At 65.6% G+C, this 11,232-nt stretch carries 10 protein-coding genes; 8 read left to right on the top strand and 2 right to left on the bottom strand.

Annotated features, from left to right (window positions below):
- Window positions 1-97 precede the first annotated feature (97 nt).
- Both tal and PF66_RS27405 read right to left on the bottom strand, forming a co-directional pair.
- A complete protein-coding gene (gene tal, locus PF66_RS27410) occupies window positions 98-1,018 on the bottom strand; it encodes a transaldolase (protein ID WP_054059822.1) in 921 nt (306 codons plus the stop codon).
- Between the two features lie 130 nt (window positions 1,019-1,148).
- Window positions 1,149-2,042 carry a LysR family transcriptional regulator gene (locus tag PF66_RS27405; RefSeq protein WP_054059823.1) on the bottom strand — a complete coding sequence of 298 codons (894 nt, stop codon included), beginning with the start codon at window positions 2,040-2,042 and terminating at the stop codon, window positions 1,149-1,151.
- A gap of 158 nt (window positions 2,043-2,200) precedes the next feature.
- Here PF66_RS27405 and PF66_RS27400 point away from each other — a divergent pair, with 158 nt between their 5' ends.
- The 8 genes from PF66_RS27400 to dctM all read left to right on the top strand — a co-directional run bounded on the left by PF66_RS27400 (window position 2,201) and on the right by dctM (window position 11,042).
- Window positions 2,201-3,028, top strand: coding sequence for an FAS1-like dehydratase domain-containing protein (locus PF66_RS27400; protein ID WP_054064395.1), 828 nt, complete (start codon window positions 2,201-2,203; stop codon window positions 3,026-3,028).
- Between the two features lie 49 nt (window positions 3,029-3,077).
- Entirely contained in the window at window positions 3,078-4,241 is a 1,164-nt protein-coding gene (locus PF66_RS27395) for an acyl-CoA dehydrogenase family protein (protein ID WP_054064394.1), read from the top strand.
- Between the two features lie 10 nt (window positions 4,242-4,251).
- Window positions 4,252-5,601, top strand: a complete 1,350-nt coding sequence (locus tag PF66_RS27390) for an MmgE/PrpD family protein (protein WP_054064393.1) — start codon at window positions 4,252-4,254, stop codon at window positions 5,599-5,601.
- The gene (locus PF66_RS27385) at window positions 5,601-6,815 is read left to right on the top strand and encodes a CaiB/BaiF CoA transferase family protein (RefSeq protein WP_054064392.1); all 1,215 of its coding nucleotides are present in this window, start codon (window positions 5,601-5,603) and stop codon (window positions 6,813-6,815) included. Before PF66_RS27390 ends, PF66_RS27385 begins: the two co-directional genes overlap by 1 nt.
- 83 nt (window positions 6,816-6,898) lie before the next feature.
- A complete protein-coding gene (locus PF66_RS27380; RefSeq protein ID WP_054064391.1) occupies window positions 6,899-7,711 on the top strand; it encodes an HpcH/HpaI aldolase/citrate lyase family protein in 813 nt (270 codons plus the stop codon).
- A 235-nt stretch (window positions 7,712-7,946) separates the two neighbouring features.
- Window positions 7,947-8,933 carry a TRAP transporter substrate-binding protein gene (locus tag PF66_RS27375; protein ID WP_054064390.1) on the top strand — a complete coding sequence of 329 codons (987 nt, stop codon included), beginning with the start codon at window positions 7,947-7,949 and terminating at the stop codon, window positions 8,931-8,933.
- A 187-nt stretch (window positions 8,934-9,120) separates the two neighbouring features.
- Entirely contained in the window at window positions 9,121-9,759 is a 639-nt protein-coding gene (locus PF66_RS27365; protein WP_054064389.1) for a TRAP transporter small permease, read from the top strand.
- Window positions 9,759-11,042 (top strand): C4-dicarboxylate TRAP transporter large permease protein DctM, encoded by a 1,284-nt coding sequence (gene dctM / locus PF66_RS27360; protein ID WP_054059565.1) that lies wholly within the window; start codon window positions 9,759-9,761, stop codon window positions 11,040-11,042. The genes PF66_RS27365 and dctM overlap by 1 nt, the downstream gene beginning before the upstream one ends.
- Window positions 11,043-11,232: the final 190 nt, after the last annotated feature.

The following is an 11,232-nucleotide window of genomic DNA, read 5'->3' as shown; positions in this document are numbered from 1 at the left end:
CGGGCAAGCCCGGCTCCTGCAGGATTACGGCGTTCGCAATTTCGTGTCCGCCATGGATCTGCAGGAGCCGGGCTTGCCCGCGAATGGCCCCGAAGTCTTACCGGGTCAGCAAGGCTTCCAGCTTCTCCTGGTCGCGAGCGAACTGGCGGATCCCTTCGGCCAGCTTCTCGGTCGCCATCGCGTCCTCGTTGGAGGCCCAGCGGAACTGCGCCTCGTTCAGGTTCTGACGGGCTTCACCGGTGGTGCCCGGGGTCAGCTTGCGTACCAGGTTGCCCTGGTCCTGGGAGAGTTTCTCCAGCAGGTCGGGGCTGATGGTCAGGCGGTCGCAGCCGGCCAGGTGTTCGATCTGGTTGAGATTGCGGAAGCTGGCGCCCATGACTACGGTCTTGTAGTCATTGGACTTGTAGTAGTTGTAGATGCGGGTCACCGACTGCACGCCCGGATCGTCGGCGCCGGTGTATTCGTTGCCGGTGGACTTCTTGTACCAGTCGTAGATACGGCCCACGAACGGCGAGATCAGGAACACCCCGGCATCGGCGCAGGCCACGGCCTGGGCGAAGGAGAACAGCAGGGTCAGGTTGGTCTGGATACCGGCTTTCTCCAGCTTCTCGGCGGCGCGGATGCCTTCCCAGGTGGACGCCAGCTTGATCAGCACGCGGTCACGACCGACGCCGGCCTTGTCGTACAGCTCGATCAACTGGTTGGCCTTGGCCAGCAGCGCGGCTTCGTCGAACGACAGGCGTGCATCGACCTCGGTGGAAATGCGCCCGGGAATCGCCTTGAGAATGCCGGCGCCCACCGCGACCGCGAAGTGGTCGCAGGCCAGGCCGACATCGCCCTTGGCCTGGGCCACGGCGTTCTGGAGCAGCTCGGCATAGCCCGGCAGGGCGGCGGCCTTGAGTAGCAGCGACGGGTTGGTGGTAGCGTCGACCGGCTTGAGGCGGGTGATCGCGTCGAGGTCGCCGGTGTCCGCGACCACGGTGGTGAACTGCTTGAGTTGTTCCAGCTTCGAAGTCATGAGCGTCTCTATCGGGAAGGGCATGGATCAATGCACTGATTGAGTGCCTGGGGCGTAAAAAGTTCTGTCGCAGGAATGGCTCAAGCATGCCGCGCAAGCCGGTGTTGTGCAACCCGCAACACGGGCCGGTTCATGTCGCGGGCGGCGGCATCAGCGTTGCGATCAGGGCGCGGACGGTGCCGGGCAGGGCCTCCAGCTCGCGCACCAGAATGCTGCGTTCGCGAATCGCCCACGGCTCGTCCAGCGCCACGCTCACCAGTTGCATCGTTCGGCTGTGCCGAACGGCCGCCGATTCGGGAATGATGCCGATACCGACACCGGCCTCGACCATCCGGCAGATCGCCTCGAAGCTGGAAACCTGGATACGCAGCGACAGGGTCTTGCCGATCCGTTCGACGTGTTCGCGCAGGAAACTCAGCAGGGTGCTGCCCTCGTGCAGGCCGATATGCTGGTAGGCCAGGGTCTGGCCCAGGCTGACCGCTGGCTGGCCCGCCAGCGGGTGGTCGGCCGGAACGATCAGCACCAGCCGGTCGGTGCTGAAGTGCAGCACCTGCAGGCCGCTGGCTTCGACGGGGCCGGCGATGATGCCCATGTCGCTGGTGCCGTCGAGCACGCCGCGAACGATGTCCCGCGACAGCCGCTCCTGCAGGTCCACCGTCACCCCCGGGCGTTCCGAGAGAAACCCGGCCAGCACCTCCGGCAGGAACTCGGTGACCGCCGTGGTGTTGGCGAAGATGCGGATATGCCCGGCTGAATCGCTGCCGTAGTGGGTGAATTCGCTTTTCAGGTAGTCGACCTGACGCATGATCAGCCGCGCGTGCTGCAGCAGCCGCTGGCCGGCGGGGGTCACCTCCACGCCACGGCTGTCGCGGTACAGCAGGCGGGTGTCGAGCTGCGCCTCCAGGGCCTTGATCCGCGCGCTGGCGGCAGCTGGCGAGAGGAAGGCGCGCCTGGCGCCCTGGGTCAGGCTCGGCGATTCGGCGATATGGATGAAGAGACGCAGGTCCGCCAGGTCGAAATGCATGGATGACTCCAGTCAGGGGGCGTGGCCCGTGTGGCAAGCGGACAGACCGCTGGGCGTTCAGCATACCCGAACGCCGGTTTATCGAAATGCAAATTCTCGGAACGTCGATCAGCTTGCATCATCGGCGCACAACGATAAACGGCAAGGGGAAACCTTCCATGAGTGTGACGGATCCGAGAGCCTGGCTGGGCCGTAGCGAAGAGGCTCACGATCAACTGAGCCGCAACCTGCTCAAGCGTATCGCCGCGACCTTTGGCGAAAATGCGCCGGCCCATGGCGAGGCGTTGCCAGCGCTCTGGCAGTGGTGCTTTTTCCAGGACCCGCTGCCCGAAAGCCAGCTGGGCGGCGACGGGCATCCGGCCCGGGGTGGTTTCCTGCCGCCGGCGGACAATCGCAACCGCATGTGGGCCGGTGGCCGCCTGGAGTTCTTCGACAGTCTCAAGGCCGGCTTCGATGCCACCCGCGTTTCCACCATCCGCCATATCGAGGAAAAGCAGGGCCGTACCGGTGCGCTGCTGTTCGTCACCGTGTGCCATGAGTACTTCCAGGATGGCCGGCTGGCGATCCGCGAGGAACAGGACATCGTTTACCGCGAGCCGACCCCGCCCAAGCAGGGCAGTGGCGAGACGCTGCCGCAGGGGCAGTGGCACGAGGCGGTGGAGCCGACGCCGACCCTGCTGTTCCGCTACAGCGCCGTGACCTTCAACGGCCACCGCATCCATTACGACTACCCCTACGTCACCGGCACCGAAGGCTACTCCGGCCTGGTGGTGCATGGCCCGATGATCGCCACCCTGAACCTGCGCGCGTTCTGTCGCGCCCACCCCGAGGCCCGGTTGCGGCGCTTCTCCTATCGCGGTCTGCGCCCGCTGATCGCGCCACAGCCCTTCGAGGTCGGCGGACGGATCATCGAGCCTGGCGTCGCCGAACTCTGGGCCGGCAATGTCGACGGTCTCGCCCAGCAGGCTCAGGTGCACTTCGAGTAAAAGCCCGCCACCGGACTGATCAAGACAAATAAGAAAAGGCCTTCTACCCATGAACTCCAATCAGAACGAAGCACTCAATGCCATTCGCGAGGGCGTGCGTGCCCTGTGCGCCGGGTTTCCCGCCGCATACTGGCGCAGGATCGACGAGGAAAAGGGCTTCCCCGAAGCTTTCGTCAAGGCCATGACCGAAGCCGGCTGGCTGTCGGCAATGATTCCCGAGGAATATGGCGGCTCCGGCCTGGGCCTGGCCGAGGCTTCGGTGATCCTCGAGGAGGTCAACCGTTGCGGCGGCAACTCCGGCACCATCCATGGCCAGATGTACAACATGTTCACCCTGCTGCGTAACGGCAGCGACGAGCAGAAGCGCCATTACCTGCCCAAGCTGGCCAGCGGCGAACTGCGCCTGCAGTCGATGGGGGTGACCGAACCGACCACCGGCACCGACACCACCAGGATCAAGACCACCGCCGTGCGCCAGGGTGACAGGTATGTGATCAATGGCCAGAAGGTGTGGATTTCGCGTATCCAGCACTCCGACCTGATGATCCTGCTGGCGCGGACCACGCCGCTGGCCGAGGTCACCCGCAAGTCCGAAGGCATGTCGATCTTTCTTGTCGACCTGCGCGAAGCCATCGGCAACGGCCTGACCGTGCAGCCGATTGCCAACATGGTCAACCACGAGACCAACGAGCTGTTCTTCGACAACCTGGAGATTCCGGCCAGCAGCTTGATCGGCGAGGAGGGCAAGGGTTTTCGCTACATCCTCGACGGCCTGAATGCCGAGCGCACGCTGATCGCCGCCGAATGCATCGGCGATGGCCGCTGGTTCGTCGAGAAGGCCAGCCAGTACGCCCGCGACCGGGTGGTGTTCGGCCGGCCGATCGGGCAGAACCAGGGCGTGCAGTTCCCGATCGCCGAAGCGCATATCGAGATCGAGGCCGCCGACCTGATGCGCTGGCGCGCCTGCGAGGAATACGACGCGGGGCAGAGCGCCGGCGCCTCGGCCAACATGGCCAAGTACCTGGCGGCCAAGGCCAGTTGGGAGGCGGCCAACGCCTGCCTGCAGACCCACGGTGGCTTTGGTTTCGCCAATGAATACGACGTCGAGCGCAAGTTCCGCGAAACCCGCCTGTACCAGGTGGCGCCGATCTCCACCAACCTGATTCTGTCCTACGTGGCCGAGCACCTGCTCGAACTGCCGCGCAGCTTCTGAGGAGCCCCGCATGAGCCATACCCAAGCCCTGGCCGAATTCCTCGCCGGCCTGCGCTACGAGCAGGTACCCGAGGCGGTGCTGGCCCGTACCGAGGAACTGTTCCTCGACTGGCTGGGCTCGGCCCTGGCCAGCCAGGGCGCCCATCCGATTCCGCTGTTCGAGGCCTATGCGCGCCGGATGGGCCCGGCGCAGGGGCCGGCCGGCATCCTGGTCAGCGGCGAGCGCAGCTCGGCCTATTTCGCCGCACTGGTCAACGCCGCCTCGTCCCACCTGGTGGAGCAGGACGACCTGCACAACAGCTCCGTGCTGCACCCGGCCACCGTGGTGTTCCCGGCGGCGCTGGCGGCGGCCCAGGATCTCGGTAAATCCGGTCGCGAGCTGCTGCTGGCCTCGGTCGCCGGCTACGAGGCGGGGATTCGCATCGGCGAATTCCTTGGCCGTTCCCATTACCGCATCTTCCACACCACGGCCACCGTTGGCACCCTGGCCGCCGCCGTGGCCGTGGGCAAGCTGATGGACTTCGACCAGGAGCGGTTCATCCACCTGCTCGGCAGCGCCGGCACCCAGGCCGCCGGGCTCTGGGAGTTCCTGCGTGATGCCGCCGACTCAAAGCAGTTGCACACCGCCAAGGCGGCCGCCGACGGGTTGCTGGCGGCGTACCTGACCGCCGACGGCCTGACCGGGGCCCGCAACATTCTCGAAGGCGACCAGGGGCTGGCGGCGGGCATGTCCAGCGATGCCGAGCCGGCCCGCCTGTCCGATCGCCTGGGCAGCCGCTGGGCGCTGGTGGAGACCTCGTTCAAGTTCCACGCGTCCTGCCGGCACACCCACCCGGCCGCAGATGCGCTGTTGCAGCTGATGGAACGGGAAGGCCTGCGCCACGAACAGATCGAACGGGTGGAAACCCGCGTGCACCAGGGCGCCATCGACGTGTTGGGCCGGGTCAAGGTGCCGCAGACCGTGCACCAGGCCAAGTTCTCCATGGGCACCGTGCTCGGCCTGATCGCCGTGCATGGCAAGGCCGGGCTGCCGGAGTTTCATGAGCTGGCGCTGACCGACCCGGCTGTTGCCGCCTTTCGCGACAGGGTCGGCATGACCCTCGACCCCGAAGTCGACGGCGCCTATCCCCGGCGCTGGCTGGGCCGGGTGCTGGTGACGACGGTCGACGGCCGAACCCTGCTCGGGGCCATCGACGAGCCCAAGGGGGATCCGGGCAACAGCCTGTCGCGGGCCGAGCTGGAGGACAAGTTCCACCGCCTGCTGCAATTCTCCGGCGCCCGTTCCCCCGAGCAGGCCAGCGCCCTGATCCGCCAGGTCTGGGACCTGCGCAACACCACCGACCTGAAGGAGCTGTGCTGATGAGCCTGGCAGCAGAAAACACTGCGGCCCCGCGGCCGCTGGACGGCATTACCGTGATCAGCCTGGAACACGCCATCGCCGCGCCGTTCTGTACCCGACAACTGGCCGACCTCGGTGCCCGGGTCATCAAGATCGAGCGCCCGGGTGTCGGTGACTTCGCCCGTGGCTACGACCAGCGGGTCAGTGGTCTGGCCTCGCACTTCGTCTGGACCAACCGCTCCAAGGAGAGCCTGACCCTGGACCTCAAGCAGGATGAGGCCGGGGATATCCTCGAACAAATGCTGGGCCAGGCCGACGTGCTGGTGCAGAACCTGGCACCGGGTGCCGCCGCGCGCATGGGCCTGTCGTTCGAGGCGCTGCATGAGCGTTTTCCGCGACTGATCGTCTGCGACATTTCCGGTTACGGTGAGGGCGGGCCCTACGAAAGGAAAAAGGCCTATGACCTGCTGATCCAGAGTGAAGGCGGCTTTCTCTCGGTCACCGGTGGTCCGGGCGAGGGTGAACTGGCCAAGGCCGGTTGCTCCATCGCCGACATCGCCGCCGGCATGTATGCCTACAGCGGCATCCTCTCGGCGCTGCTGCTCAGGGGCCGGACCGGGGAGGGCAGCCGGGTCGACATCAGCATGCTGGAAAGCCTGGTGGAGTGGATGGGCTACCCGATGTACTACGCCTTCGACGGCGCGCCACCGCCGCCGCGGGCCGGTGCCGCGCATTCGACCATTTACCCGTACGGGCCTTTCCCGGCCGGCGATGGCGGCACGGTGATGCTCGGCCTGCAGAACGAGCGCGAATGGGCGGCGTTCTGCGACAAGGTGCTGCTGACGCCGGAGCTGGCGGTGGACGAGCGCTTCTCGGCCAACTTCAAGCGTTCGGCCAATCGCGAGGTGCTGCGCCAGATCATCGTCGACAGCTTCTCGCGGCTCAGCACCGAGCAGGTGATCGAGCGCCTGGAGCAGGCGCAGATCGCCAATGCCCGGGTCAACGACATGCAGGGCGTGTGGCAGCACCCGCAGCTCAAGGCGCGGGATGGCTGGCGCCAGGTCGACAGCCCTTCGGGGAAACTGCCGGCTTTGCTGCCGCCGGCGCGCAATGCGGCGTTCGTGCCGCGGATGGAGGCGGTGCCGGGGTTGGGGCAGCACACCGAGGCGATTCTGCGGCAGTTGGGTTTTTCCGCCGAAGCCGTGGCGCAGTTGCGTTCGAGCGGGGTGGTCTGAGCCCTGTGTCTGATCTTGAAGGCCCCTCAGATCACAAATCTCCCAAACAGCTGCGTGCACCACCACCGTACAAGGAATTCATCATGTCTTCATCCATTGTCCGCTCCGCGCTGTTCGTGCCGGGCAGCCGCCCCGAGCGTTTCGCCAAGGCCCTGGCCAGCGGCGCCGATGCGGTGATCGTCGATTTCGAGGACGCCGTCGAGGAGCCGCTCAAGCGGGCCGCCCGTGATCACCTTGGGCAGTTTTTCGCTGACAACCCCGACGTGCGTGTACTGGTCCGGGTCAACGCCCCGGAGCACGCCGAGCATGCCGCCGACCTGGCCTTCTGCAAACGCCAGCCCGGCGTGGTCGGTGTGCTGCTGCCCAAGGTCGAGAGTGCCGCGCAGGTTGCGGCCGTGGCAGCGACCGGCAGGCGCGTCTGGCCAATCATCGAAAGCGCCCGCGGGTTGCTGGCCCTGGCCGAGATCGCGGGAGCTGGCGGGGTCGAACGGTTGTCCTTCGGTGGCCTCGACCTGGCCCTGGACCTGAATCTCAGCAGCGGCTCGCCGGCGGCCCGGTTTGCCCTCGACCAGGCCCGCCTGGCCCTGATCCTTCATTCCCGGGCCGCTGGGCTGGTGGCGCCGCTGGATGGCGTACACCCGGCCATTGATGACCCCGAGGGGCTGCAGCGCTCCATTCGCCATGCCTACGAAATGGGGTTCGCAGGTGCCCTGTGCATCCATCCCCGGCAAGTCGCGGTGATTCATGCCGCGCTGGCCCCCGGCGCCGAGGAACTGGCCTGGGCCCGGCGGGTGGTGGATGCCGGCCGCGACGGCGCCGGGGCCTACCAGGTCGACGGGCAGATGGTCGATGCACCGGTGCTGTTGCGCGCTCGACGCCTGCTGGGGTTGCTGTAGGGCCAATCCCCGGCAATTGGCGGTGCCTGCCTACTGCGCATTGGGAGGGCACCGCTCCCGGAGCGCGCCTTGAGCCACCCTAAGATGGTATTTGCGGGGCGCCCTTCGGTTGCCCACGGCAAGCCCCCTGGCAGCGTTCGGCATGGCCGAACGCAGGTACTCAAAATTCGAAATTCACGACACGCATCGCTTTAGGCAACCTGCCTTGAACCACAACAATAAGAAGGTGACATCCATGCTCAAGTTGACCCGGGCGCTGTTCTGCGCCGCCACCTTGATCTCCGCCAGTCTCGCGCAGGCGGCCGATCCCATCGTCATCAAGTTCGCCCACGTGGTCGCCGAGAACACCCCCAAGGGGCAGGGCGCGCTGCTGTTCAAGAAACTCGCCGAGGAACGCCTGCCGGGCCGGGTCAAGGTCGAGATCTACCCGAACTCTTCGCTGTTCGGTGACGGCAAGGAAATGGAGGCGTTGCTGCTGGGCGACGTGCAGATGCTGGCGCCGTCCCTGGCCAAGTTCGAGCAGTACACCCGGCAGGTGCAGATCTACGACCTGCCGTTCCTGTTCAACGACCTGGCCGCTGTCGACCGCTTCCAGGGGGCCCAGGGCAAGGCGCTGCTGACCTCGATGCAGGACAAGGGCATTCTCGGCCTGGCCTACTGGCACAACGGCCTCAAGCAACTGTCGGCGAACAAGCCGCTGCGGGTGCCGGCCGATGCCCGTGGGCAGAAGTTCCGTGTCCAGGCCTCCAGCGTGCTGGAGGAGCAGTTCAAGGCGATCCGCGCCAACCCGCGCAAGATGAGTTTCGCCGAGGTCTACCAGGGCCTGCAGACCGGTACCGTCAACGGCACCGAGAACACCTGGTCGAACTACGAGAGCCAGAAGGTCAACGAGGTACAGAAGTACTTCACCGAGTCCAACCATGGCCTGATCGACTACATGGTGATCACCAACAGCAAGTTCTGGGGCGGCCTGCCACCGGATGTACGCAGCGAACTGGAAAAGATCATGGGTGAAGTCACCGTCGAGGTGAACCGGCAGGCCGAGGCGCTGAACCAGAGCGCCAGGCAGAAGATCGTCGACGCCAGGACCAGTGAAATCATCACCCTGACTCCAGAAGAACGCGCGCAATGGCGCGAGGCGATGAAGCCGGTGTGGAAGAAGTTCGAGGGTGAGATCGGTGCCGACCTGATCGAGGCGGCGGACAAGTCCAACCAGCCTTGATCACCGTTCGGCGACGCGGAGCTGCATCCCCACGCGGAGCGTGGGGACGATCCAGCCAGGGGCCTCGCTCACGGGGCCGGCTGCTTCGGTCGCTCCCACGCTCCGCGCGGGAATGCAGCCCGTGACGCTCTGCGTCACCGTAACGCGATACCCGATCCAATCCTTTTTCTCTCGCGGAGTCCTGTCCATGCCAACGCAATCCCTGCGGCGCATCTGGGCGCATTTCGAGGAGGGCCTGATCGCCTTCCTGCTGGCCGCCATGACCCTGGTGACTTTCGTCTACGTGATGGCCAACAACGTCTACACACTGTTCTTCAACCTCGCCGATCGCTGGGCCTGGAGCAGCGGCTTTTTCAACAGCCTTGGCGACGCGACCATGAGCGTGGCCCAGGACATGACCTGGAGCGTGGCGCTGACCAAGGCCATGTTCGGCTGGCTGATCTTCTTCGGCATTTCCTATGGCGTGCGCACCGCCGGCCACCTCGGCGTGGACGCGCTGGTCAAGCTGACCCCGCGCCCGGTGCAGCGCTACCTGGCGATGCTCGCCTGCACCTGCTGCCTGGCCTATGCCGGGCTGTTCATGGTGGCCAGCTACAAGTGGCTGAGCGCGGTGCTGATGGCCGGTATCGGTGCCGAGGACCTCGACCAGTACGGCATCAAGGTCGGCCACATCGTGGTGATCGTGCCCATCGGCTTCGCCCTGGTGCTGATCCGTTACCTGGAAATCTTCTGTCGCCTCTTCAGCCGCCGCCAGAGCGGCCTGGGCCTGGCCGACGATGCGGGCGAGGCCAGCAGGCTGGCGAACGAGCACAAGGAGCAGCACTGATGACCGTCCTCTGCCTGTTCCTGCTGCTGTTCACCTTCATGTTCCTCGGGGTGCCGATCGCGATTTCCCTGGGTCTGTCCGGTGCGCTGTCGATCCTGCTGTTCAGCCAGGACTCCCTGAGCTCCCTGGCGATCAAGCTGTTCGAGACCTCCGACGCTTACACCTTCCTGGCGATTCCGTTCTTTCTGCTGTCGGGGGCGTTCATGACCACCGGCGGGGTGGCCAAGCGCCTGATCGACTTCGCCAACGCCTGCGTCGGGCATATCCGGGGTGGCCTGGCAATCGCCGCGGTATTGGCGTGCATGCTGTTCGCGGCGCTGTCCGGTTCGTCGCCGGCGACGGTGGCGGCGGTCGGCTCGATTGCCGTGGCCGGCATGGTGCGTTCCGGTTATCCGAAGGAGTTCGGTGCCGGGATCATCTGCAACGCCGGGACCCTGGGCATCCTGATTCCGCCGTCGATCGTCATGGTGGTGTACTCGGCGGCGACCGAGACCTCGGTGGGCAAGCTGTTCATGGCCGGGGTGATTCCCGGGCTGCTGCTGGGGCTGATGCTGATGGTGGCGATCTACATCGTGGCGCGGATCAAGAAACTGCCGGCCCAGCCACGGGCGACCGTGCGCGAGTGGCTGGGCGCTGCGCGGCGGGCCTTCTGGGGGCTGCTGTTGCTGGTGATCATCCTCGGCGGAATCTACAGTGGCCTGTTCACCCCGACCGAGGCGGCGGCGGTTGCGGCGGTGTATTCGGCGTTCGTCGCGCTGTTCGTCTACAAGGACATGAAGGTCCGCGACTGCCCGAAAGTGCTGCTGGAGTCCGGCCGGCTGGCGATCATGCTGATGTTCATCATCGCCAACGCGATCCTGTTCGCCCATGTGCTGACCACCGAACAGATCCCGCAACAGATCACCAACTGGGTGGTGTCCGAAGGCCTGACGCCGATCGGTTTCCTGCTGATGGTCAACGTGGTGCTGCTGGTGGCGGGCAGTTTCATGGAGCCATCGGCTATCGTGCTGATTCTCGCGCCGATCTTCTTCCCGATCGCGATGAAGCTGGGTATCGACCCGATTCACCTGGGCATCGTCATGGTGGTGAACATGGAGATCGGCCTGGTGCATCCGCCGGTGGGGCTGAACCTGTTCGTGACTTCGGCGGTGACCGGTTTGAGCCTGGGGCAGACCATCCGCGCGGCCTTGCCGTGGCTGATGATCCTGCTGGCGTTCCTGATCCTGGTGACTTATGTGCCGGTCATTTCGCTGGCGTTGCCGCACTGGTTGGGGATGCCGTAGGGCTCGGTGGGATGATAGCCGTCGTCAGGGGCAGCGGGACTTGGTGACGGCGCTTTTTTGGTTATTCCGGGCCGGAAGGGGCCGCTTCAATCGGTCATTTCGAAAGGCCTGATGGGGCTGCTGCTGATGCTTTGCGGGGGGCTGAGTGAGGGGGAATGGGGGGAGCGTGTACATATCCGTTTGCGCGTTT

Source organism: Pseudomonas asplenii (genome assembly GCF_001293465.1).
Taxonomy (GTDB): Bacteria; Pseudomonadota; Gammaproteobacteria; order Pseudomonadales; family Pseudomonadaceae; genus Aquipseudomonas; species Aquipseudomonas fuscovaginae_B.
This window is presented reverse-complemented; position numbering and strand designations above follow the sequence as displayed.

Bases quoted from the DNA above. Each gene is read 5' to 3' on its own strand.
- PF66_RS27375 (WP_054064390.1), top strand. From the start codon at position 7,947: ATGCTCAAGTTGACCCGGGCGCTGTTCTGCGCCGCCACCTTGATCTCC.
- PF66_RS27395 (WP_054064394.1), top strand. From the start codon at position 3,078: ATGAACTCCAATCAGAACGAAGCACTCAATGCCATTCGCGAGGGCGTG.
- PF66_RS27400 (WP_054064395.1), top strand. From the start codon at position 2,201: ATGAGTGTGACGGATCCGAGAGCCTGGCTGGGCCGTAGCGAAGAGGCT.
- PF66_RS27380 (WP_054064391.1), top strand. From the start codon at position 6,899: ATGTCTTCATCCATTGTCCGCTCCGCGCTGTTCGTGCCGGGCAGCCGC.
- PF66_RS27385 (WP_054064392.1), top strand. From the start codon at position 5,601: ATGAGCCTGGCAGCAGAAAACACTGCGGCCCCGCGGCCGCTGGACGGC.
- PF66_RS27405 (WP_054059823.1), bottom strand. From the start codon at position 2,042: ATGCATTTCGACCTGGCGGACCTGCGTCTCTTCATCCATATCGCCGAA.
- PF66_RS27365 (WP_054064389.1), top strand. From the start codon at position 9,121: ATGCCAACGCAATCCCTGCGGCGCATCTGGGCGCATTTCGAGGAGGGC.
- PF66_RS27390 (WP_054064393.1), top strand. From the start codon at position 4,252: ATGAGCCATACCCAAGCCCTGGCCGAATTCCTCGCCGGCCTGCGCTAC.
- tal (WP_054059822.1), bottom strand. From the start codon at position 1,018: ATGACTTCGAAGCTGGAACAACTCAAGCAGTTCACCACCGTGGTCGCG.
- dctM (WP_054059565.1), top strand. From the start codon at position 9,759: ATGACCGTCCTCTGCCTGTTCCTGCTGCTGTTCACCTTCATGTTCCTC.